The 22895-nt window shown below is 44.5% G+C and carries 29 protein-coding genes and 2 pseudogenes; 8 read left to right on the top strand and 23 right to left on the bottom strand.

From position 1 onward, the window contains the following. Positions 1-59: 59 nt before the first annotated feature. From ADH68_RS00485 to ADH68_RS00405, 16 genes are all read right to left on the bottom strand, one after another. Complete coding sequence (locus ADH68_RS00485; protein ID WP_068960253.1) at positions 60-668, bottom strand: SMI1/KNR4 family protein; 609 nt, start codon at positions 666-668, stop codon at positions 60-62. A gap of 51 nt (positions 669-719) precedes the next feature. Beyond that, complete coding sequence (locus ADH68_RS00480) at positions 720-1343, bottom strand: hypothetical protein (protein WP_068960254.1); 624 nt, start codon at positions 1341-1343, stop codon at positions 720-722. A gap of 80 nt (positions 1344-1423) precedes the next feature. Then, positions 1424-2149, bottom strand: coding sequence for a hypothetical protein (locus ADH68_RS00475; RefSeq protein ID WP_068960255.1), 726 nt, complete (start codon positions 2147-2149; stop codon positions 1424-1426). 69 nt (positions 2150-2218) lie between these two features. Then, on the bottom strand, positions 2219-2569 hold the full coding sequence (locus tag ADH68_RS00470; protein WP_068960256.1) for an immunity 51 family protein: 351 nt from the start codon (positions 2567-2569) through the stop codon (positions 2219-2221). Continuing rightward, positions 2559-2906 (bottom strand): hypothetical protein, encoded by a 348-nt coding sequence (locus tag ADH68_RS00465; RefSeq protein WP_068960257.1) that lies wholly within the window; start codon positions 2904-2906, stop codon positions 2559-2561. Before ADH68_RS00465 ends, ADH68_RS00470 begins: the two co-directional genes overlap by 11 nt. A gap of 1003 nt (positions 2907-3909) precedes the next feature. Next, entirely contained in the window at positions 3910-4341 is a 432-nt protein-coding gene (locus tag ADH68_RS00450; protein ID WP_009129244.1) for an NTF2 fold immunity protein, read from the bottom strand. Between the two features lie 75 nt (positions 4342-4416). After that, the gene (locus tag ADH68_RS14085) at positions 4417-4614 is read right to left on the bottom strand and encodes a DUF2004 domain-containing protein (protein ID WP_394364972.1); all 198 of its coding nucleotides are present in this window, start codon (positions 4612-4614) and stop codon (positions 4417-4419) included. Positions 4615-4776: 162 nt separating this feature from the next. Further along, on the bottom strand, positions 4777-4905 hold the full coding sequence (locus ADH68_RS14185; RefSeq protein WP_256359321.1) for a hypothetical protein: 129 nt from the start codon (positions 4903-4905) through the stop codon (positions 4777-4779). Positions 4906-5025: 120 nt separating this feature from the next. Beyond that, positions 5026-5706, bottom strand: a complete 681-nt coding sequence (locus ADH68_RS00440; protein ID WP_235606688.1) for a BatD family protein — start codon at positions 5704-5706, stop codon at positions 5026-5028. A gap of 141 nt (positions 5707-5847) precedes the next feature. After that, complete coding sequence (locus ADH68_RS00435; RefSeq protein WP_068960260.1) at positions 5848-6954, bottom strand: tyrosine-type recombinase/integrase; 1107 nt, start codon at positions 6952-6954, stop codon at positions 5848-5850. A 125-nt stretch (positions 6955-7079) separates the two neighbouring features. Next, positions 7080-7691, bottom strand: coding sequence for a TetR/AcrR family transcriptional regulator (locus ADH68_RS00430; RefSeq protein ID WP_068960261.1), 612 nt, complete (start codon positions 7689-7691; stop codon positions 7080-7082). A gap of 99 nt (positions 7692-7790) precedes the next feature. Beyond that, positions 7791-8579: a PRTRC system ThiF family protein gene (locus tag ADH68_RS00425; protein WP_068960262.1), complete on the bottom strand. Its 789-nt coding sequence runs from the start codon at positions 8577-8579 to the stop codon at positions 7791-7793. Beyond that, the gene (locus tag ADH68_RS00420) at positions 8576-9280 is read right to left on the bottom strand and encodes a prokaryotic E2 ligase family D protein (protein ID WP_068960263.1); all 705 of its coding nucleotides are present in this window, start codon (positions 9278-9280) and stop codon (positions 8576-8578) included. Before ADH68_RS00420 ends, ADH68_RS00425 begins: the two co-directional genes overlap by 4 nt. Continuing rightward, on the bottom strand, positions 9277-10374 hold the full coding sequence (locus tag ADH68_RS00415) for a hypothetical protein (RefSeq protein WP_068960264.1): 1098 nt from the start codon (positions 10372-10374) through the stop codon (positions 9277-9279). Before ADH68_RS00415 ends, ADH68_RS00420 begins: the two co-directional genes overlap by 4 nt. A 35-nt stretch (positions 10375-10409) precedes the next feature. Next, positions 10410-10631: a PRTRC system protein C gene (locus ADH68_RS00410; protein WP_016274015.1), complete on the bottom strand. Its 222-nt coding sequence runs from the start codon at positions 10629-10631 to the stop codon at positions 10410-10412. Between the two features lie 4 nt (positions 10632-10635). Continuing rightward, positions 10636-11028, bottom strand: a complete 393-nt coding sequence (locus ADH68_RS00405) for a hypothetical protein (protein ID WP_232321458.1) — start codon at positions 11026-11028, stop codon at positions 10636-10638. Between the two features lie 171 nt (positions 11029-11199). On the opposite strand from ADH68_RS00405, the gene ADH68_RS00400 reads away from it, so the two are divergent. Further along, positions 11200-11964: an IS5 family transposase gene (locus tag ADH68_RS00400; protein ID WP_068960265.1), complete on the top strand. Its 765-nt coding sequence runs from the start codon at positions 11200-11202 to the stop codon at positions 11962-11964. A gap of 22 nt (positions 11965-11986) precedes the next feature. Here the strand turns inward: ADH68_RS00400 and ADH68_RS00395 are convergent. Then, positions 11987-12598 (bottom strand): annotated as a pseudogene (locus ADH68_RS00395) (PRTRC system protein E); the annotation flags it as partial. Between the two features lie 45 nt (positions 12599-12643). Beyond that, the gene (locus tag ADH68_RS00390; RefSeq protein ID WP_068962009.1) at positions 12644-12853 is read right to left on the bottom strand and encodes a hypothetical protein; all 210 of its coding nucleotides are present in this window, start codon (positions 12851-12853) and stop codon (positions 12644-12646) included. A 398-nt stretch (positions 12854-13251) separates the two neighbouring features. Here ADH68_RS00390 and ADH68_RS00385 point away from each other — a divergent pair, with 398 nt between their 5' ends. From ADH68_RS00385 to ADH68_RS00370, 4 genes are all read left to right on the top strand, one after another. After that, positions 13252-13602: a DUF488 domain-containing protein gene (locus ADH68_RS00385; RefSeq protein ID WP_016274754.1), complete on the top strand. Its 351-nt coding sequence runs from the start codon at positions 13252-13254 to the stop codon at positions 13600-13602. Positions 13603-13624: 22 nt separating this feature from the next. Further along, positions 13625-15295 (top strand): hydroxylamine reductase, encoded by a 1671-nt coding sequence (gene hcp, locus ADH68_RS00380; RefSeq protein ID WP_068960266.1) that lies wholly within the window; start codon positions 13625-13627, stop codon positions 15293-15295. A gap of 5 nt (positions 15296-15300) precedes the next feature. Beyond that, positions 15301-15723 carry a hypothetical protein gene (locus ADH68_RS00375; protein ID WP_068960267.1) on the top strand — a complete coding sequence of 141 codons (423 nt, stop codon included), beginning with the start codon at positions 15301-15303 and terminating at the stop codon, positions 15721-15723. A gap of 129 nt (positions 15724-15852) precedes the next feature. Then, the gene (locus ADH68_RS00370) at positions 15853-16152 is read left to right on the top strand and encodes a cupin domain-containing protein (protein WP_016274757.1); all 300 of its coding nucleotides are present in this window, start codon (positions 15853-15855) and stop codon (positions 16150-16152) included. Positions 16153-16210: 58 nt separating this feature from the next. On the opposite strand, the gene ADH68_RS00365 is transcribed toward ADH68_RS00370, so the two are convergent. The 4 genes and pseudogenes from ADH68_RS00365 to ADH68_RS00350 form a co-directional block, all read right to left on the bottom strand. Continuing rightward, the gene (locus ADH68_RS00365) at positions 16211-16501 is read right to left on the bottom strand and encodes a nitrous oxide-stimulated promoter family protein (protein ID WP_084273957.1); all 291 of its coding nucleotides are present in this window, start codon (positions 16499-16501) and stop codon (positions 16211-16213) included. Beyond that, a complete protein-coding gene (locus ADH68_RS00360; RefSeq protein ID WP_232321460.1) occupies positions 16502-16984 on the bottom strand; it encodes a pyridoxamine 5'-phosphate oxidase family protein in 483 nt (160 codons plus the stop codon). It lies immediately after the preceding gene. 151 nt (positions 16985-17135) lie between these two features. Continuing rightward, complete coding sequence (locus tag ADH68_RS00355; RefSeq protein ID WP_394364981.1) at positions 17136-17336, bottom strand: hypothetical protein; 201 nt, start codon at positions 17334-17336, stop codon at positions 17136-17138. A 240-nt stretch (positions 17337-17576) separates the two neighbouring features. Continuing rightward, positions 17577-18222, bottom strand: a pseudogene (locus ADH68_RS00350) (topoisomerase C-terminal repeat-containing protein); the annotation flags it as partial. A gap of 209 nt (positions 18223-18431) precedes the next feature. Here ADH68_RS00350 and ADH68_RS00345 point away from each other — a divergent pair. Then, entirely contained in the window at positions 18432-19880 is a 1449-nt protein-coding gene (locus tag ADH68_RS00345; protein WP_068960270.1) for an RNA-binding domain-containing protein, read from the top strand. Between the two features lie 450 nt (positions 19881-20330). On the opposite strand, the gene ADH68_RS00340 is transcribed toward ADH68_RS00345, so the two are convergent. After that, positions 20331-20759, bottom strand: coding sequence for a GNAT family N-acetyltransferase (locus ADH68_RS00340; protein WP_068960271.1), 429 nt, complete (start codon positions 20757-20759; stop codon positions 20331-20333). 551 nt (positions 20760-21310) lie between these two features. On the opposite strand from ADH68_RS00340, the gene ADH68_RS13840 reads away from it, so the two are divergent. Continuing rightward, entirely contained in the window at positions 21311-21454 is a 144-nt protein-coding gene (locus tag ADH68_RS13840) for a hypothetical protein (RefSeq protein ID WP_157517397.1), read from the top strand. A 307-nt stretch (positions 21455-21761) separates the two neighbouring features. Then, positions 21762-22886 (top strand): site-specific integrase, encoded by a 1125-nt coding sequence (locus tag ADH68_RS00330; RefSeq protein ID WP_068960273.1) that lies wholly within the window; start codon positions 21762-21764, stop codon positions 22884-22886. Positions 22887-22895: the final 9 nt, after the last annotated feature.

Below are 22895 nucleotides of genomic sequence, written 5' to 3'. Positions count from 1 at the left end.
ACTTACTTTTTAAGTTGCACGTTAATGCTAATGGCTTGGAAAGGAACACCGTTCAGGGGTTATCTTTCCTTGTTAGATGTTTCTTTGTTTTTCCATTTTTGCATAAGTGATAACAAGTCATTGGAATATTCAACCGATGTAATTCTTGGTGTTTTTTCTAATATCCTGTTTTCTTCTGTATGCTTACATAGGTGTAGGAAATAGTCTTTTAATGAATTTGCAATCTTAATCTGTGATTGTTCATTATCAGAAAAATCATGTGAAATGAAATACACAGATTGTTCACTGATATTTAATGCAATGTAATCACCCGGAGTAGCTTCCGCAAACGGCAAGAAATCGTGTCCGAAAATATCCGAATTATTCTCTAATATATCCAGTAGATATAAGGATGCTTCTTGACATAAAGAGAGGAATTGACCAAACTCTAAGAATGTGGAATTTCCCAGTATAGGAATGTTTGTCGTTACATTAAAACCAACTTCATCATTAAAGCCATGTCCCTGATACTTTTTTAGGATATTCCACAAGAGTTTGGGAATATCTCTTTTCAGATACTCTTCGATTAATTTAATCTCGTCATTAAATATCCGAGTATCTAATAAGTTCTCTTGGCTTACATTGTATAGTCCGCCAAGACTATTGAAATGGTTGAATATTGCTTTCATATCACTTGCATATTACATCTAATGTTTAGCGGGGAACGCTGTGAAGCGTTATCACGCTTTGTTAGTTGCATCGTTATTGTTATTATCTACCCATGCTTTGATTTCATTTGGAAAATGTTTATGAAACATTCTTATCCACAACTCATCGTTACACTTGTCGGGAATACAAGCATGAATGCACTCAAACCACTGGTCCCACATCCAATCAAAATCATCTTTCGGCATCATCATCCAAAGCAGAAAATCTTTCGGTTCCCAATCAGATAATTTCATAATATCCTTTTGCAGAACCTTACGCATGGATTGAAGTTGCTCTGTTGCTTCTTGACTGGTTATTTTTCCTTTCCAAAAATCAACAGCCGAGTGTGCAAAGTCATTTATCTGTTGGATAGTAGCATTAGGAAAATATTGTTTATCCAAATGCTCTACCATATCTTGCATAAAACATATTCGACGTTGATGCCATTGATGTTGGTCGTCATCTTCTATTTCATCTAAGATATACTTTGCCAACACTATAATTGCATCAATTCCATGATTTTCTATTTTACCCCATTCGGTAGTATTCCAATCTGCTTGTGTTTTCACTTTATCATAGCAGACAGGGCATACTCCGTTTGGTAGAGTTATGGAATGTTTTCTGCAAATAGGGCATATTTTATCAACATTTTCCATTCTATTTGATTTTTAATTTGCAACTAATGGTTAGCAGGGAACGGCTCGTCCGTTATCCTGCGTTGTTAGCTGTATTTTAGTCAAAAGTCATGTAACACAAACAGACTTTTAACAAGATAATTTTCTACTGTCCATACGGCATAATATCCGCCTGCACCGTCACTGTTCTGCGTGCTGATGAACAGTGAGTTTCCTTTACCCAATGCCACGACAACATTGTTTCGGCTCGGTTCGTATAGATGTGCTATATATGCTGTTGGAAATTCCAATATTCCGGCAGGGTGCTTGACGGTGACAGATGCGTATTCTTCATGCGGAATATTGTCATCTATGCCTGTCAAGTCAGAACAACCGTCAATACTCCGAACAAAACCTGCTTCCAAATCATAAACAATGGCATGTTTTTGTGGATTAAAATTTTGGAAGTCTATCTTTACGGTTAATGTGTCGTTGGCATATACAAGGCATTTATCCGTACTTTGCGGCTGTTTCTTCAACTGTGGCAAATCTACCAAATAACGGATGCGGCTTTTATGGATATCTCCTGTATGGGTATTTCCATTCGGGCAAGTCTTGGTTATGCCCGTTTCTGCTCCATATTCTACGCTATGCCATTCTTTATGGTTCTTTTGTGCATCCCAATCGGCAAATACATGATTATCCAGTAATTTGCCTATCACTGTTCCACTTGTATCACGTACATTTGTATATCCGTCTGCATCCTGAATGACACCGAAGAAACGCTGTTGTGCTTGTATAGGCAAGCAAAACAGAATTGCCGATATGTAGAAAATAATCTTTTTCATGCTTCTATTACAGCTAATGGGTTGCAGCTTGCCGCCGTTAGGCGGAACAGGTGCTTGTTAGCATCATTTTTAATCCAATTCTGTACGAGAGAACAAATCCATAATCAGCACCTCATTTTCACATACTTTCTTGAATTGCAGAATAAACTCCTTCAAGGCTTCTTTATCTTCGGAGTAAGCGCAAAACATACTTCCCTCTGAATCAAAATCAACACTTTCAACGAAATTCGGTGCTTGTTCTTCGATAAAAACACGAGCTAAGGATTCCCAATCGTAGCCGTTTCCTTCAAACCCTTCATCCTCTCTTGATTGGAAGATTTCTGTTTTATACTCACCAACATTCAGACATACTGAAACTGTTGATTCATGCTCTACCCAAAAGAACGGCTTTATTTGTTCCTTAAAATTATTAGTGCCCATATTGTTCTAACTCATTAAAAAGCTCATCTCCATTTGCTTTAATGCCATCTCTAAATTTAGCAGGAATTTTACTGCCACAACGTTCAAACCAATCGTTAAAAACATTCTTCCATTCCTGAACTTTCTCTTTTTTGATTAGCAAATTAGCATCAACCGTAAATCTTTTAGCTAACATAACTAATATATCTATATGAGTTAAGACTGCTTGAGTTGGCTTATTAGCCGTTTTTAGCCATTCAATATTTTCGTCAATCTGCTTTAATGCCAAATTGATGTATCGAGCATTTTCTAATTCTGCCATTTCATTACCTTCTGGCGCTGTACTAAATATTTTCATTGTAATCCTATTTGTTTTTCGATGCTAATGGTTTAGCAGGGAACGGCTTGCCCGTTATCCTGCTTCGTTAATGGTATATTTATATTTTTCCTTTGCTATAAAAAGCCTCTAAAACAAAGAGAAACAACGAAAGGAAAATATATAATATAAGTATCAATAGATTATTTTTATTAGGCTTTTCATTAAACTTATCTATGACTGTTTTATACCTTTTGTGCCAATAGAAACGAACACATAAAAGAATGAATATAAGCCCCAAAGACACATAATACATCGTTTCGGTTGGATATGGCGCAATTTTATATTGTTCCAATACTCCCCATATTGTGTGAATATTGCAATTCAGAAATATGGTAAGAAATAATAAAGCCGCATAAACAGCTATTTCGGGAATAGAACTGTATTTCCATAGCCTATAAAATTTGAAAAATAAATAATCTATCATACCTAATTACCATTAATGGTTAGCAGGGAACGGCTTGTCCGTTATCCTGCTTCGTTAATAACTCTTTTCTTTTCAATAGATATGAAATACATATTGTCAAGAATAAATAAAAAACAAGAATTTGGCTCGCCAACCATACAAAAATGAAATCATCAATATTGGGCGGAAGATATGCGTCATAAGGTGAATATTTAAGTCCACTCCAATATTCTTGCAATTCTTCCATTTTGAAATAGTAGATATATGACCATATATTGAAACACAATAGAATGGTAATCGAAATCGCTCTCAAGGCTATTTTATGCAAAATAATATCTAAGATTACAAACAATAACAATGCGACTATCAACAAGAACGTTTGTAGAAATGGGGTGAAATCCATTGTTCCATTTGTATCTACTATACATATAGACCACCTTAAAATACCCACTATTATTCCAAATAGGAGAAAATAGGCTATATGGTATATCTTGTTTTTTATGTTCATCTTTAAGTTGTTATTAATGGTTTGACAAGGAGCTGCGTTTAGCAGCTAACTTGGCTTGTTACCAATATAATTTATAGGGAAACAGATAGCCATTTTTGCTTCCATGAAGAATATCTTTTCTTAGAATCCAAAAGCCATTTGCCTTTTTTAAACAAGAATATGTATTGCTTCTTTTCCTGCATAGGCACTTCTCTGTATGTGTGAACTACAATTCTGTCCTTTCCTTCTTCTACAATATCGGTTATTTTCTCTTCATCAATATCATATTCATAAGAACCTTCATTGCCATAAGATATAGTAGTAGGTCTGCTATTCTTGCGTTCACGAGAAGTGCAGTAGTTCAAAAAGATTTTTGATACCAATTCTTTTTGCTTGTTAAACTGTTCTTCGAATGAAAGTTCATTCTGCTTTGCAATATCATTACACATCACTTCCCACTCGTGCATATTCTGCATGAATTGAAGCAATAAATTCTGTATAGTTTCTTTTAGTTCTGTTTCCATATCTGTTCTATATTATTGGTAATGGGATGCGAATAGCTGACCGTTAGGGCAGCTCATTCGCTTGTTAATCGCTTTTCAACTCTCCCATGTTACATAGTTAATTTTGCCTGTGCTATCAGTATTGACAACCACCAACATATCTGCAATTTCGCGTCCTATGCTATAATCCCATACAGCATAGTTTTCCTCGCCGGGATAGAAGCCGATGCGGACTAATTTCAAGGCAGAGAGTAACCTTTCTTCTTTGGGCTTGGAAGCATCTGTACTTGCCAAAACCTTATCTATTATAGAAGCATCCAATTCTTCAAGATGAAAATCAATATACTCCTTTACATCACCTCCATCTTCGTAATCTGAACGAATGGCAGCTTCTACATCTGCTTTATATTGTTTTAAGCCCTTGGTATAGTTTTCGTATTCAGCTACCCAATCATATTACGGCACACCATCATAGAAATTCAAATCTAATTCTATCTGGTGACTGTCAATTGTAACCTTTACTTCATTTGTTTCTTGGGGAGAGTTGATTTCTACTTCTCCAAAATAAGTAATATTCTTTTTCATATTTAGTTATTTTTCATTCAAGCGATTAATGTATTTGTAAGATCACCCGTAGGTGCTGTTTATTGTGGTAAACGTCACCCGGCAGGTGTGTTTCCTAATCTCTAATAGCTGCACCTTTTGTTAATGCCTCTTTTTGCACTTTCGTGGTCGGAGTTTATATGCTTTCCCTCCAAAGGTCAGTTTCTCGCAAGCTACTTTATAGCCTTCGCTGTTAAAATAATACCGGTAAACATATTCTTCCTTGCCTTCTGAACCTGAATAGGATGTGCTGCTTGGACGGGTTGTTTCCCCGTTAATTGACAACAACGGAGGATTCTGATCGGGACGAGTATTGCAGGTAAGGGTGGCACAGTATCTCACGTAATCTCCGACCAGTTGCTCCACATTCAAACTGCATTTCAATCTTTTTCTGTCCACTCCGGCAGAATTTACATGCACACGACATTCAGGAGTGGTATAGGTACGGTTCCCTACCGTTACAGATGCGGCAGGGAGCTGAATCTCGCCGCTTTTCCTGAACCGCACAAGATAGCTGAAACAGGTTTCATCACTCTTGCTTCCCACTCCGTTCACAATTGTGTAACTGCTACATTTATGTTGTTTCGGACCACTCACCACTTCAATGTTGTCATTGAATACCGGATAAGAAGCCGTGTCGAACTGGGAATTGACCAAAGCATACGTCAGTTCCACCACTTGTCCCGCACGGATTTCCCGTATTGTGTCTGCCTTTATGTGGAAATACACGGAGTCTGCGGTAGTCGAGGCGTACACTCGAACTCCCGAAAAAAATACATACATCCATATACAACAGATTTGTATGTTCCTGATTGACTTTCTTGTTATGTATCTGACCTCTTTTTTCATTTATTGATGTATCATATCAAACATTGCCGTAATCTATTCTTTCTTGCTCTCACTATAATAATGACGGAACAACATTCATGAATCGTCCAATGAATCAAGCGGATTCGGTATGCTCGACTTGTGGGCACTTGTAACATGAAGGTAGATGCTCGTAGTCTTGATGTCGTTGTGTCCCAACAACTCCTGTATGGTTCTCAGGTCCGTTCCCTGCTCCAGCAGGTGAGTGGCAAAGGAGTGGCGGAGCATGTGTACGTGTACCCGGTGCTTGATGCCTGCACGATCGGCGGCTTCCTTCAACACTTTCACCAATGCACTTGCCGAATATTGCTCTCCGGGTGTTTCGCCCTCGAACAGCCATTTTTGCGGGCGATATTCCTTGAAATATTCCCGAAGTTCGCACAATACCTTCTCCGACAGCAGCGAGTAGCGGCATTTTTTGCCCTTGCCCATAATGCGAATCAGCATACGTTCGCTCATAATATCCTGCGGAGTGAGGTTAAGCAACTCGCTCCTTCTCAATCCTGCGGAATAAATCAACGAAATCATACAGCGATGCTTGCGGTTTGCAAGGCATGAAAGAATGCGCCGCACCTCGTTGCGGCTCAACACTTCGGGCAGGCTCTTGTACTCTTTGGCACGGGTGATACCGCCGTAGTATTGCCGTTTGCCGCCACGCACCTGCTCATAGTAGAACTTGATGGCGTTGATGCGCATATTCTGTTGCGACACCGAGATTTTCTTCTCGTTCACAAGGTAGAGTATGTAGCGGTTGATGTCGGCAACCTTCAGACGGTCGATGTTCCGTCCCTTGTGATATTCCATGAAGTCACTGAAATAGGCACGGTATGTTTTGACGGTCGAGGGGCTGTAACGCTTTTGTTCCAGCAGTTCGAGGTAGCCTTTCGGCAGTGTGTATTCACGCTTAGGTTTGGGATGCCGCACGTAAACCCGGCTGTAATCGATGTAGGCGTGCGGTGAATAGCGGTCGTAGAAATCAGGCAGCCGGAAAGCGGCGGCAGGAATGTAGCCGGAGCCGTCCTCGATCGCCACCACGTCGGTGTCCTGAACCAGCAACAGGGCGATGGCTTGGCAGTCCGAGTAATCCACCCGGATGCACTCCTCGCCGCCACGCCTGTCTTTGTGAAGAACGATGTTGCCACGTTGTTTCCGTACCTTGTCCATAATGCCGACAATTGTTTTATGAGCTCAAAATTACTGAAATAATTCTGAAAAACAAACCAATCGGTTTGTTTTTAATACATAAAAAAGCAGTTGATAACACAAAACCGCTCATATTCGTCAATAAATCAGGATTTTAGCAGTGAATAGACAAAGTGAAGTTCTCTCGCAAGACGCTTAATGTCAAGCCCCCTCAAAAAAGACTGCTCAAAGGACAGACCGAAAAACACCTGCCGGAACAACATGGCAGTGTCCTCGATGTCCACATCCTGCCGTATCTCCCCGGTGTCCTTTGCCGACTGTATGGCGGCTCTCCAAAACTCGTAGTCCTGCCGGAACATGCCTGCTATCTTTTCCTCCACATCCGGATAATAAAGCCGTACCTGCATCATAAGATGGTAATAATAGAAATTGAAGCTGCATCCTGCCGGATTGTTGCCGTCATCAAGAAGCGATATGAGTTTCCGCATGGTCTGTTCCACACCTTTTATATATTGTTCGATAAATTCCGACAGGGTGGCAGCCTTGAACCGAAACTTGTTTGCCACCGACTGCATCCCGAACACGTATTTATCTATAACCGCAACAAAAAGATCCAGCTTTATCGGATAATAATACACAAGCCCGGCTTTCGTCAGCCCGCAGGCTTTTCCGATCTCTACCTGACTTGCCTTCTCATAATTCATCTTGGCGAAAACGCGCAGTGCGTTTTCAAGCACTTCTTCACGGTTGGTTATCATACTAACTTCTATCGTTTAATTTTGCGAAGTTACAAAATAATAATGGAATCATAACGCAAAAAATTTAGATTAAACTATCGATTTTCAAGGTAATGGTATTTATAATATAATTGGGTTCACTTTCATGGTGGAGAGATTCAGATACAGCCCATGGTGTTCTATCATACCGTGGCGGAACAATTTCCACAGCAGATTGCAGCCGAGCTGCGCCAGTGTCGAGTTAATAAACAGGTCTTGTTTCTCCAATGCTTCGGCAAGGGAGCAACTTGGACCTGAATCATTATCTTTCACTTTTGAATACCGCACGAGGCGTGTCACCACTTTCAGAGAGCTTACCGTTTCATAAAGATGCGATTCCGGCTGCTTGATTTTTCTTGGCACGGTTCCCATTACAACCTGTCCGCTTGACTGCGAGTTTCCGAAGTCGAGCCAATATATCGGTGTGCCATGATTGGTGTAGTCTGATTCCGGTACAGCCTTCAACACTTTCCATAAATCCATACGTGATTTCACATTGTCGGTGCAGGTAATCGTTATGTTGGCCATATTGTCCCTTCGTGCATCCTTGGGACATACCGGATATAAGTCCGGGATTGCAGCCCAGTCATTCCCGAAGAAGTTGTTTATCCGTGTCACCAGACACTGCGCCTTGTTCAGCCCGATATCCGACCATCCGAAAAGCTGGCGCCCGATATTGGCTTCGGTAACTATGTCGGGGTCATAGACTGTCACGAACAGACCGGGATGGTTCAATGCCCTCAGTGTCACATCGAGCCGGGCGAGATTTGTGAGGACCTGTGAGCCCGTGCCGCCGACACCTATAAGATTTACCGTAACCGGATGCTGTGGATTGAGCAGGTAGTTGTGAATATAATGTACACGTTTCATTTCATAAGGTCTTTTAGTTTAAGATTATTCAGAGGTATAAGTTCATTGAGGTTGAACGGTTTGTCACGTGCGGCCTTTGTCACCAGCACAAGATTGGATTTCGTTGGGTTACGGCCTCCGCCCAAGTGTGAGAACTCCGTCAGCCAGAACCTTTTCTCAAGATATTCCAGAAATGTTCCGAATGTCGGTTGCCTCGGACTCTCAATTTTCGGATTCCCCATGCACACAATGGTGCTCGTGACGTTGAAAAACGGGGCGGCATACAGTTTTGTCTCCGGAGTTGGGACTTCTCCCTTGAAGGCATACACGTTCATTCCGCCACCTTCCTTTGATTCATAGATCACTCCCGGAACATTATATTCCGCATTTTCAATCTTCAGGCTTTCCACAAAATACATCATTCGTCTTTGCGGCGGATTGTACCATACGTACCGTTCAGACCCCTTGCGAGTGTCGCAATACAGCAGATTTGACGGCAACATCCCGCATGGAGTGCCGTTGTGGACTTCCGAATAATTCCTCACAAGATCGTTCATGAACTCCAAGGTTACAGGGCGTCCTTCACCCATATTACCCTTTTTATCTATTGCACGCATCTCAAGGAAATGTTTCTTCTCGTCCTCGCTGACATAGGCGATGAGAACGGCTTTGGGATATATCACGGAGCTTATCTCCCGAGTCAGTTGGTTGGAATTCGTCATGATTCAAGATTACTTATTATGTTAATGAACTTATCGGACCATTGGAAGAACCGTTCGGGATACTCATCCGATATTTTGAAGAGTGACTCCGTTTTTGGAGTCAGTTTCATAGTTGTCACCGGTATTATCTCATACGATTCCTGATAATCCGAGTTTATGAAGTCAATCAGTGTCCTGGTGACTATGTCATCTTCCTCATAGACAATGCAGATCTGACGGTGCAGACCCACCGGACGTATGTCCGGGTCATTATCGTAATATGGGTCATAGGCATAATGCATTATCGGTTTCTTCGGTTCAAGGAATTCCATTCCATCCAGCATGGCATCTATAAATTTTGATTCCCATGCGTTAACGGGTTTATAACCGTGCAACGCCGTGTGTATGTCGTTATGATATGACTTACTTTCAACACGTCTGAGCAGTTTGTGTATTGCTCCTGACTGATATGACTCTATGCGCTTCCTGTCCCTGATAATTTCTTTGTCTGCCTCGTTAGTATCATAATCCATAAGGACACATTCCATTATACAGTCATGTTCATCGCAGTCCAATATTGAACCGATTCGGTTGGCGTGCATAAACTTGTTAAGGAACGATATGGCTATGCGCCTAAGCCCGTTGTTGATTCGGGTCAGAAATTTCACCGGGAAATAATACAGCTTGCAGGTTCCCCACCTGTGGCATTTCCAGAGTGTAAAATGAAGCCTGCTGTCATACATCTCGATATTCAGTCCAATATTGTCGGAGAGAATGGTCTGCATTTCATAATACAGATGGTTGATGCTCTCATTCAGAGTCTTGCCGGGTGTATGATCGACCTTCACATTCAACAATTCCGCATACCGGAAATAAGAATCACGCAGGAAATCATAGTTCTCCTGCGTGATTATGTTGAATGTATCCTCTCCATAATCCTTGATTATGAAAGAAGGTACGGTACTCTGGAAGGTCGTTTTCAGAAAAGAATTACAGCACCGCTGGGCGCTGTAATTCTTCTTTGCCGGTTCACTCCGTAATGATAGCGCCTCTCTGTCTGACTTATGAGTAGCTTTGCGAGCTGTTCCGACTGTGATTCGCTCAGGAGTCTGCATTGGTTCTCTTTTTTAGGTTTTACGGGCATTGGTTCTTATCCTTTGGTTCCGATTGTGGTCTTGAACTCATAGACCGCCGCGTCGTCCTTCATGGTGGGACCGTGTACCGTGGCGGTTGTCAGTTCGGGATAGGTATTGGAATAGAATCCCATCACCATTTCGGGGCTGTCCGACGGATTGGGGTCGTCGAGTGTGATTGTGGCTGTCCCTTTCTTGAAAGTGAACACGCGTTTGATTCCTGTGATTTCGAGTGCCATAGTCTTACATCATTTGGGGTTGTGCATAATTTCCTTGTAACATTGATGCCGGGAAGTCGGGATATTCCGCATATTCCTCCGGCCGGTAAGGAGGCGCGTCATCCGGATCCGCCATTCTCGGCGCATGAGCCGCCATGTCGTGATCGAACGACATAGGCTGCTGCGCATACCGTGGCTGCCCGTTGGGAGGATACGCGGCGTTCTGCCCCTCGTTTGGCGGCATCATTCCGCCATTTGAATGTGCATATTGAGGATAGCCTCCTTTGGGATGTGCCTGTTGCGGCCATCCCATCGGCTGTTGCGGATATCCGTATTGACCATCATATCCCTGTCCGGGGTTGCCGTATGGCTGTTGAGCGGGGTGTGCGGCTTGCGCCGGCATTTCCTGCTGTGGCATGGCGGACTGATGTTGTGGTGCAGCTTGCTGTTGAACGGTCGGTTGTCGAACCGGTTTAAGAGGGTGTTTCATAACAACTGTTAAGATAGTCCATCAAAAAAATGCCTCTGCTAAAGGAGAGGACATTTCTAAATTGTTTATTTGTTGACAATTATAAGAAAGAATTTAGAAATGTACACCTCTGATTTAACAGAAGCACAGAAAGCTTTCATAAAAGAAACAATTCCAATGGATAATTGGACGAGCAAATATGATTTTTTCCTTGTCTTTGATGCCATTCTATATGTGGACAAGACCGGCTGTCAATGGCGTAATCTACCTCATGACTTTCCGGCATGGCAGACCGTATATTACTATTTCCGTGCATGGAGTGCTATCGGCGAGTTCAAGAATCTGCTTGACAGCCTTGTCGCAGAAGTGCGATTTCAGGAAGGTCAGACACCGGAACCAAGTGTTGCGGTTGTAGACGCTCAAAGTGTGCGGGCTGCCTCATATCCCTCACCGAAAGGTTTTGACGGCAACAAGAAAGTCAAGGGAATAAAACGGCAGATTGCAGTTGACGAGAATGGGCATCTGCTTGATGTAAAGACAACTACCGCTAACATACATGACTCCAAAGGCGGTTTGATGCTTCTGGCTTTACTTGCCGCCTCGCACCCGGTCATCAAGAAGATTCTTGCAGACAGAGGCTATCGCGGAGATTTGATTGAACTTGTGAGAAATACCTTTGGCATGAACGTGGAAATCACTTTGTCTGGTTCTTCTGACGGGAAGTTTATCCCGGCAAAGGGCAGATGGGTTGCGGAGCGCTCTATCTCATGGCTTGACAACTTCCGACGTTTATGCAGAAATTATGAGGATACATTGGAGGTCGCACGACAGATGGTCATCATAGCAGGTGTGGCAATGCTCTTGAACAGGCTTACAGCAAATTAACAATCGTTATGAAACACCCTCTAACTGGTTCCGGCATTGGCTGAGGCTGTACCTGCGCCGTCGCGGGCTGTTGTGTCGGTTGCTGGACTTGGGACTGCTGCGGTTGAGCCTGCTCGGGTTCCTCCATCATTGCGAAGAGATCTCCCTGTCCCACTAATTTCTTCTGCTCGTCAAGCCGCTCGTCGATTGTCTTCAAGTCGTCGGGTTTGGCGTACTTGCGTGCCTCGGTAAGTGCGTCCACGGCCTCCTTATGTCTCTTGGCGGCGATATGCTCCTCCGCCTTCTTGAGATTTTTCTCATACTTCTCGCGCTTCTCCCTGTCCTCTTTGGATTCTTTCGCCTTGGCTTCCTTAGCACCCTTGCTCGATGACGCGGCTTTGTCGGCCTGCGCCTCGAACTGCGCAATGTTGGAGATCAGTCCCGACGCCTTCTGCATGGGACGTCCCACCACCTGCATGAAGCCGGTGTCAAGTTCTTCGGGTGTGCCGTTCAGTGTCAACGGCACGATGCTGTTCTGCGCCTCATCCTTGAGAGTGTTGGACTTCGGTAGCACCGACACTGCCATGCGCCCGTCGGCGGACTTGCGGATGACCAACGTGATATCCACGTTAGGGTTCATTGATTGAAAAAACATATTCTTATCGTATTTAGTGTGAATATTTCCGGTTATTGCCTGCGCTCATCCCTTGAAGAATTCTGCGAGAAGCCTGTTACGGTCAGGATGGCGGCTTATCTCCATTATAGGATCCAGGATGGTGGAGATATGCACCGGTCCCCCTGTCCTGCGTGACGGGAGCTTGATTTCCGCTCTTTCAATCCGGACGATTCTTTTTTTCGGCACCGGGATTGTAACCGCCGGTTGTGCCGCTGTCATGATAGCCTGTCTCATAGTCATTTCTTTTTTAATTTATTATTGAATATCCGGGCTTGGCAGCCCGATGAACTACAAGGGCATTACAGCGGCCGACTCCGGTAATGCAAGGCTTTCGGGAAAAATACCGGAGCGAAGCGAGGATGATTTTTCCCGAAACCGATAGGCCCGGCCTTGCAGTCCGAAAGAGGCGGACGCTAATTTTGCCCGGTAGTTCCTTCGGGTCTGTCAGCCAGACTATTCCTCTCGACCCTGTTTCATGCAGTCATTTTTCAATGGGGTTCTACTAATATCAAGTTTTGTTGTATGCTTTGTTTCAAATAAAATTCAATTCTCATGACGCATTATTAATTATGAACCATACAGCGGGTACAGGTGTTGAAATTGGATAGTAAATATATGTAATATCACAGTTTATGACACAATATCAATTAAAACGGGCTTACGAACCCGCTTCTCCGGAAGACGGCTTCAGGGTATATATAGACAGACTTTGGCCGAGAGGTCTCTCGCACGAGACTTTCCATTATGATTTGTGGGATAAGGATATCGCGCCGTCCACAGAACTCCGCGAATGGTTTCATGCGGATCCCGATAACCGATGGTCTGAATTTGAGACTCGATATTCCAAAGAACTGGAGACCAGCCCTTCGTTCGGGGCATTGCGACATCTTCTTGCACAGAAATCTGTAGTGACATTACTTTATTCGTCTCATGATGAACGACATAACAATGCCATTGTGGTTTACAACTTATTGACAAAATAATCTCTTAACATATCCTCCACTTATGAAAATGTTCTGTTACCAGTGCCAGGAGACCGCACGCGGCAAAGGCTGCGAGATACAAGGTGTATGCGGAAAGAAACCCGAAACGTCTGCAAGAATGGATCAGCTGCTTTACATCGCCCGTGGCATGGCCATCGTAAACCGACAGTTGCGAGAGAAAGGCGCATCAAGCAAGGATGCATCCCGGTTCATCGTCGACGCACTGTTCACCACCATCACCAACGCGAACTTCGACAATGATATGCTCGACGGCTATATCACAAAAGCCCTCGACCTGAAAAACGAACTCGAAGGAGAGTCGAAAAAGCGCGGCATGGAGCCTCCTTTCATGCCTGAGGTGTCGTATCATATCCCAAAGGAGGAATATGGCGTACATGAGGTAATCGAACACAGCGGCACTCTTGAAGAAGAAATCACAAGTGTGCTCCATGACAAGAACCCGAATATAAGAGGTCTCAAGCAGCTTGCCATGTACGGCTGCAAGGGTATGGCGGCCTATGTCCGCCACGCCTGTAACCTCGGTTATGAGGACGAAGACATATATGTCGTGATAGAGAACGCCCTTGCCGAGATAAGCCGTCCTGACATAAGCGTGTATGAGCTGTTTTCGCTCGTGCTCAATGTGGGTGACGGGGGTGTCAAGGCTATGGCTCTGCTTGACAAGGCAAACACATCGACCTACGGCAATCCCGAAATCACAAAGGTAAACATCGGAGTAAGGAACCGTCCGGGCATACTCGTGAGCGGTCACGACCTCAAGGATCTTGAGGAACTGCTCGAACAGTCAGCAGGCAAAGGGGTTGACATCTATACCCACTCGGAGATGCTCCCTGCCCAGAGCTATCCTTTCTTCAAGAAATTCCCCCACTTTGCAGGTAACTACGGCAACGCATGGTGGCGGCAGATTGACGAGTTCGAGACATTCAACGGCATGTTCCTCTTCACCTCCAACTGCATCGTGCCCCCGCGTCCGAAAACCACCTACATGGATCGCATCTACACGACCGGTGTCGTCGGAATGCCCGGCACACATTTTATCCCCGATGGGAAGGACGGCAAAAAGGATTTTTCCGAAATCATAGAGCGGGCGCAGACATGCCAGCCGCCGACAGAGATAGAGCACGGTGAGATTGTCGCCGGATTCGCCCATAACCAGGTGCTTGCTTTGGCGCCTAAGATTATCGACCTCATCAAAAGCGGTAAAATCCGCAAGTTTGTGGTCATGGCAGGCTGTGACGGCAGAATGCCCTCTCGCAAATACTATACGGAATTTGCGGAAAGGCTTCCTAAAGACTGCGTGATTCTCACCGCAGGCTGTGCCAAATACCGTTACAACAAGCTTCCGCTCGGTGATATCGAGGGTGTTCCGCGCGTGCTCGATGCCGGACAGTGTAACGACTCCTATTCGCTCGTCGTGATTGCCAATGCTCTCAAAGACGCTTTCGGCCTGGAGAGTGTCAACGATCTGCCGATTGTCTACAACATCGCATGGTATGAGCAGAAGGCGGTGATAGTGCTTCTGGCTCTGTTGAGCCTCGGAGTGAAGAATATCCACACCGGCCCGACGCTGCCGGCGTTTTTCACCCCCGAAATTCTGAAAGTGCTTCAGGAGAAGTTCAATATAGGTACCATCGCCACCGTTGACGAAGATTTGGCTACCCTTATCGGTTGAAAGAAATGGACGGTCGGAATGTGAATCGGTTTATCCATAAATATGTGATAGCGGCGGCGCACGCCATCCTTTGGCTGGCGGCGCTGTCTCTTGCCGCATATTTCCATCTTGACCACGGATATTCGGCTGCCGAGGCGCTTCTCGGCTCCACGCTCATGGCATATTGTGCATATGTCTGTGAGTCCGGACTGGGCACATGGCGCGTGGCGGCCGCTGCCGGTGATGTTAGGATTGATTTCAGGAAGGCCGGATTGTGGGGATGGATTGTCGTGAACATAGCGGTAGCAATAACCCTGTCGTTGCTTTTTCTGAAATACCCCGAATGGTGGATATTGCTCCTCATCATATTTAACGCCGGATGGCAGAAATATATGAACGGGCGAATACCCCCGCGTTTGCAGGAAACCTTCCAGTCTGTAAAGCTATGAAAATATCATCCGAACTGTTCCTCTGCCTCGGGCTTGTCTTTGCCGCTTTATATTTTCTGATATTCGGCATCGGCTTTGTCTTCACTATGAAGATTCGCAAAAAAAGAAACCTCTAAATAAATTTACGACATGTTCAGATTAAAAGACAGAATTCCATACGCTGACGGCTCCATAGCGAAGGAGATTGTCATGCAGAACCATAGCGGGCTTTCGCTCCTTATGGCAGTTGACAAGGGACTTGAGATTCCCACACATACGGCTAATGCCGACGTGCTCGTCCAGGTAATAGATGGGAGCATGGAGTTCAACATTGAGGATAAAGTACTTGAGTTGAAAGAGGGTGATGCGCTCACTATGACACCGGGTGTGAAACATTCCTTAAAGGCTACGGAACGGTTCAAGGTTCTTGTCACAAAGCTCAACGCATGAGCACGGCATCGTTTGGTCTTCAGGCATCCTGAGGGTATGGACTCCCCGGATGCCTTTATTATTTCCCGATTAGATGTCGGATAGCCATTATCGGGTGATAAATGAGCATCCTCGGACCGGAAAAGCGCATGACCGTCTTTATTTTTTCTTTCATATCCGGACGGTAACAATGTATCCTGCATTTGCGGCAACTTCCTTTCGAATCGCTGAAAGGACAATGGCGCAGACGGCTTTCGGCATACCTCGCCAGATTCTCACACCCGGGACAAGTATCTCTATTTTCCTCTTTCAGGCGGCAATATAGACGGATCATCTCTCTTACGATCCTGATTTCGTATTCTATCTTCATTTATGGTTTGGATTTGCCGACCGGCGGTTCTGTGAGTGTTATTTTGACAACGGTTGTGCGGTCGAGGCTACGCTTGATCGCTTCATCAAAATTCCCCATGTAATTAGGTAAAAAGCGTTGGCAGAGCAGACGCAAAGCCATAATCTTTTCCGCGTTATCAGTCACAATCTCCGCCTCCCCTAAAGCGATGGCAGAGTCATAATACATAGTAAAATTCTTTTTCCCGGTCTCAAATTTCGGGGAGCATCGGCTGACGGCACTCAGACTGACAATGGGATTGGCCCTTATGCAATCCATCTTCTCCCCCTCGTCGGCGCAATGGAAATAAAACGTGTGCCCCTCCCCCCGTATCAACGACAGCGGGAGTCCGTATGGCGTTCCGTCCGGTCGTATCATCGACATCGTTACAAAGGGAGCACGGTCAAACACATTAAGCGCCCAGTCCTCATCTTTCTGCCTTGCTGCTTTTCTCATCTGCTTCATATCGCAAATTTAAGAAAAAATAAAGGAATAACAATCTTATTGTTCCTGAAGCATCAAGAAGCATCCAGTCATATCGGATAGAGAGACAGCATTATCATATCCGATAAAATATTGTGATTAATATTTATAGGACATATGGCATTGTGACATTTCAGAAAATCAGACCGCTGATTATGGCGAACAGCAGAGCCGCCGCCACTATGATGCCGGCAATCTTATAGAGGAATCGGAGGAATCCTCTGAAAAAGACTATCGCCAACGCCGCCCATACAGGTGATACGCCCCTTGTATAGAGGTATCCGAACACGGCGGCCAAAGCGAGTATCAGGATTGCTTTCCACAGCCAACTCATGCCTGTGATTCTTGTGATAAGTGCAGATGCTTTCATAACTGTATATATTTACCGGGGGACACGGTGTCATCCGGATTTCGGAGGCTCCCCCGTGGCGCGCCTCCACAGGCAAGGCTACGGGTAAAAATACCGGAGCGCAGCGAGGATGATTTTTGCCCGTACCGCAAGGCCCGGCCTTGACGGTGGAAAATGGCAAGCCACGAACTTCGCCTCCGAATCCGAATGACGGCATTCACTGTCCTATCTCTTTCTTGAAGTCTTCCTGTCCGGGAAAGCGAGTGTGACATTGTAGCCGCGGTCGAAAACGAGCATGGCATCGAATGAATTTCCCTTCTTTCCCTTGAACCCCTTTATCAGCTTAGTCCTGCCGGATGACAGCAGTTGCTCGATATGGCCGTCCGTGAGTTCCTTGTTCAAGAATCGTCTGAACACCAGCAGACCGCAGGATGTATTGTCGCATCGGGCGGTCTTAGCCCGTATCACGACATTCCCTTTGCCGCATTTGGGACACGGGCGGGAATGCACTGGGGTGACAGGCACTGTGATTCCGAGAATCTCAGTGGTAGCCTTGCGTGTATAGCCGACGATGGCGTTCATGAATGTAGAGGGTTCAAGAGTGTGCCGTTCAATCTGCAACAGTGTGTTTTCCCAGCTGCCTGTCATGCCTACATCCGCCACGAGCATATCCTTCACGGCATCGTACAGTGCCAGACCTTTGTCGGTAGGCATGATGCTCTTACCTGAGCGTCGTATGTAGTCACGTTTAACCAGAGTGGCGATAATAACCGCACGGGTGGCGGGCGTGCCGATGCCTATGTCGCGGACAGCCTCGCGCGCCTTCTCGTCGGCCACCCTCCTTACCGCACGATTCCATTGCGGCAAGTAGAACTCTTCGGTATATAGTCAGGATATTGAGGTTTGCAGTTGCCGGCTGCAAAATCTTTCGTGTCAAATCCTCTACAGGGTGTAGAAGATTTCAAAACAACAAATCTTCCGCAGCTTGCGGAAAGATTATATTCAGAGAACTTTGACCATAGAGGATACTACTCTCACATAGCTTATAATTAACAGAATTTTCGTAATTTTGTCATCAAAATGACTAAGGATGAATTAGTAGCAAAGCTACACGACATAGAATGGGAGGATTTTGAAGTCAAGGCTGCAAAATCCGAATTACCTAAGAATGTTTGGGAAAGCGTCAGTGCTTTCTCAAACACCTCTGGCGGTTGGATTGTACTTGGTGTCAAGCAGTCCGGCAAGATATTTGAGATTCAAGGTGTGGACAACATCGAGAAACTTGAACAGGATTTTCTTGGAACACTTCGCGGAGAAAAATTTAATCAGAAATTAAAAGCTACGACGAAACGATATAATATTGATGGCAAGAATATTCTTGCTTTCTACATTCCAGAAGTAGATTTTAAGCCTGTTTACTATAATAATCCCATCAATACGTTCATTCGTATGGGTAGTGGCGACCAGAGGGCTACAGAGGGAGAGATACGTGCGATGTTTCGCGATCAATCTTTCGGAAAGAAAACTGAAGAAACTATACCTGAGACAAGTATTGAAATGCTCAATCTCAATACTCTGAAAAGTTATAGGTTCGCCCTTAGCCAGACGCAGAATCTTGTTAATCTTCGAGAGGTTGATGATGCTGAATTTTGCGAGCAGGTCAATATTACCCGAAACGGGCTACTCACTTATGCTGGACTCCTGATGTTCGGCAAAGCACCGTATGTATTGCGCTACGTTCCCACATTCTGTGTTGACTATATCGAGATTCCAGCTCCGACAATCGAGCAAGCAGAAGTAAGATATACTTATCGTATTCCAGAACAAGAAAACATCTGGGAAGCTGTCCAGATTATTCTGCGTCGCTTCCGCACTCTTGTTGATGCACCGATTCATATCAAGGATGATGGGTTCGCTACAACAGACGAGAGCCAATACAATGTTCTCCGCGAAGCACTCGCCAACATGGTTATGCACTGTGACCACTTCGATTCGTTGCGCTCTTGTATTCGCGTTTACACCGACCATATAGAGTTTATGAATGGCGGATCCTTCCCTCTCCCGGTAAAGGACATAATCGGAAGAATCTACTCCAAGCTCCGCAATCCGACTATTGCCAAACTATTCCGTTTTGTCGGTATAGCTGAAAACGCCGGCTACGGTATGAAAAAGCTCGTGAGCTGGGAGAGGCTGACCGGTACACGCCCGACAATAGAGAGTGAACGTACAATCGCAGTCGTGTCTTTCCCTCTCAAATCCGCCATACAGAGAAAAACGGAGGATAATGAGGACAGAGATGGTGCTAAAAGTGGTGCTAAAAGTGGTGCTAAAAGTGGTGCTAAAGTATCACCTCGCCAAGAAGAGATTTTAGCTCTTATGATAAATAATTCGGAAATCACTCTGGATGAAATAGCAAAAGAGATTGGAGTTGGAACTTCAACTATTGACCGTGAAATAGCCAAAATGACTCATTTAGTAAAAAGAGTTGGCTCAAAAAAAGGGGGACATTGGGAAATCTTAAATGATTAGAATCATTATAGTAAAATACAGCAGTCACCATTTTCGTAAGTTCCCGAAAATGGTGACTTTTTTATGCAGAACATAAAAATGATATGCTTGAGATATTTAACGGTTGAAAGCGGCAAGAGGCTGGGCGGTCTGCATTGTTGGCGGCGATGAAGCCGTCAAAAGGTGACGGTGCGGGCACTGACGCCTTTTGACAGCCTCCTGCCTATGGGCAACTGCGGAACACCGAGAACCGGCAACGCCTCCGAGGATCGGCAACGGCTTCGCTGATGCCACCTCTGAGACTCTCTGCCGTTCATCCGTGTTCTTTTTCGCCGTTGCTGGATAAGGATTTTTACGACCGTCCCTCACTTACCGCTTGAAAGCAGTCCACGAGCCGAGACAGTGATATGCCTCCTTCCTGCGTCGTCGGCATATTACAGACTCGTCTTTCCAGGACTGGGCAGTGCCATTTTATAATGAGAGATGCAATATGGGGTATGGTCTTCCGGCATCATCAGTTTCGTCCCTGCTCGTTACTCTGAATCCCTTAGCCTGATAAAAGGCAAGAGCCAAAGGATTCTGCTCATTGACATCCACCTTTGTTGCTCCCTTCTGTTTCGCATATTCCAATAGCATTGATCCATATCCGTATCCACGACTATCACTGTCAATAAACAGCATTTCAATCTTATCTTCATGTAATCCTATGAAGCCGAAGAACGAGCCATTGTCAGAAACCACATACAGGTCAACATTCGGAAAATAATCAGGTATCAACGCCTTCTTTATCTCACAGATAGCAGCATCATCTAAAAACTTATGTGTAGCTCTTACTGAACGCTCCCAGATTTCGGCGAGCGTAACATAATCGTCTGTATTACATTTCACAATCTTCTGCATACTGCAAAATTAGTCATTTTCAGTGAGTTTTCAGTGCCAATATGCTGTCATTCGTTTTCACCGGCGCGGAGACTTAGCTCCAGTTATTATGCAGTCATATCAACATAGGAAGTAATGCTTAATGCTTGCTCGGAATAATAAACGTGCGGAGCAGGGCTATTCTTTTGCCTTTTGGCTGAAAAATCTCCAGACACAAAATGGTATTTGCACTCGTATTTTTCAGTCAAAGGGCGAACAGCCCTTCCTTGCCTCCGCACGCTACCGTGTCAACGAGCAAGCAAAACTTCGATAGTCGATTAGACGCATAAAAAAAATGTCGCACGATGAAAACGAACAACAACATATCAAACAGACGAGGCAGAGCATCCATCTCCAGTCTCAACCGCATAAAAAGGGTTATCCTTTGGTTGGTGGGGATAATTGGTGCAATACTCGGATTGGTGTTGTGGTTGTTTCTCCGACCGATATTCCGAGGTGTGAGCTGGGTTATTAGCCTTGCAACTGCCCTAATGATAATCTTTTGGCTACTCACTTTATAAAACTCAACTGATATGGCTACTATGAAATCAAACAACGCTGCAATCGCAGCTATGCAGCATATGCTCCAAGAGCGTTGCATCGCAGAACCCACTTTCGCTATCAAGATGGCGAACCCGTCCAAGAGTATGGAAGGTGCAGTAAACTATTATGAGTAGAGGCATATTATGAGAAGTACTATCTCCAGTTCATTCTGTATTCATTTTATTTTAAGTCAACTCCCATCATTACTTGACATAACAATATGTTTACTATCTTCACATCGTGTAAGTAATAGGAATAAATAAGAATGTAGATACTCTAATTATAGGATATTTAGGCTTGATTAAGATTTATGATTTGATTCCTTTGTTCCCTACTGGCAGGTTAATTTTGTTACTTTAATTGCTACTTGTTTGTTACTTTTGAAAATATTTTGTAATTTTGCATCTCTAAAATGACCATAGAGTAACAAATATAATTCTCATGAATCCCACCAAGGCAAGAGTAAACCTGAAATACAAAGAGATAGACGGAGGACGTAAGTCCCTCTATCTTGACTATTACAGTAACAGAAAACGTATCCGCGAAAGCCTGAGGTTGTATTTGTTACCCGAGACAAGCCGTAAAGCGAAAGCTGAGAACAAGGCTGTGATGCAAAAGGCGATGGAGATTCAACATCGCAGAATGGATGAGCTGACCGCTTCGGAGAAAGAAGTAGAGATAGAGACTTCTTTGCCGGATGTTCCACTTGCAAAGGCAATCAAAGAATATCATACCTTTATACTGGGTCGTGGTGATAAATCCACCGCAGGCAATATTATGGGAATGTCCCGAGCTGTGACAGCATATCGTGGCGAGGATGTTATGCTGTCAGATGTAGATGTCTCTTACTGCGATGGTTTGGTTGATTTTCTCCGATATGACTATCACAGCGTACACGGCAAACTGAAAATGACAACTGCAAGGTCATATATCTATCTTTTCAGCGGAGCATTGAATATGGCTGTTGAAAAGGGTTATATCTCCCGAAATCCTCTGTTTTTCGTAAAAATCCATGACCGTATAACACGCGAGCGTCCTCAGAAGCAATTTCTTTCGGTCGAAGAAGTTAGACTGCTTATGGAAACACAGTGTCCTGTCATATCGCGTCCGCAGGTCAAACAGGCATATCTCTTTTCCATCTTCACAGGGTTAATTGCATACGATATTGTAAATCTGAAATGGAAAGACCTGAAGACTTCCCCGGATGGAAAGTTATCTGTATGGTGCAGCTCTCGTAAGATATTCATTCCCCTTTCGTCAAATGCCTTGCGCTGGCTTCCTGATACTACCAACCACCGGGGTTTGATATTCAAAGGATTGCCGAAAGACACGGAAATAAACAATATATTGAAACTATGGCAGAGGAAAGCTGGGATTGAGAAACGCTTGAATTTTTCTCTGGCGAGAAACACATTCGCGTTCCTCATACTCTCAACGGGGGCGGAGGTCGCCACCTTCTGCTCCCTGATGGGCATATCGTCAAAAACGGCGAAATCTTATCTCGGCATGGTTGACCGCCAACCAGCATCAATGGATGAAAAACTTAAATGTCTGCAACTTGATTAAATCTCTCTT

Source organism: Muribaculum intestinale (assembly GCF_002201515.1).
Lineage (GTDB): Bacteria > Bacteroidota > Bacteroidia > Bacteroidales > Muribaculaceae > Muribaculum > Muribaculum intestinale.
Note: the sequence above shows the minus strand (reverse complement) of the source record. Positions and strands in the feature narration are given on the sequence as shown.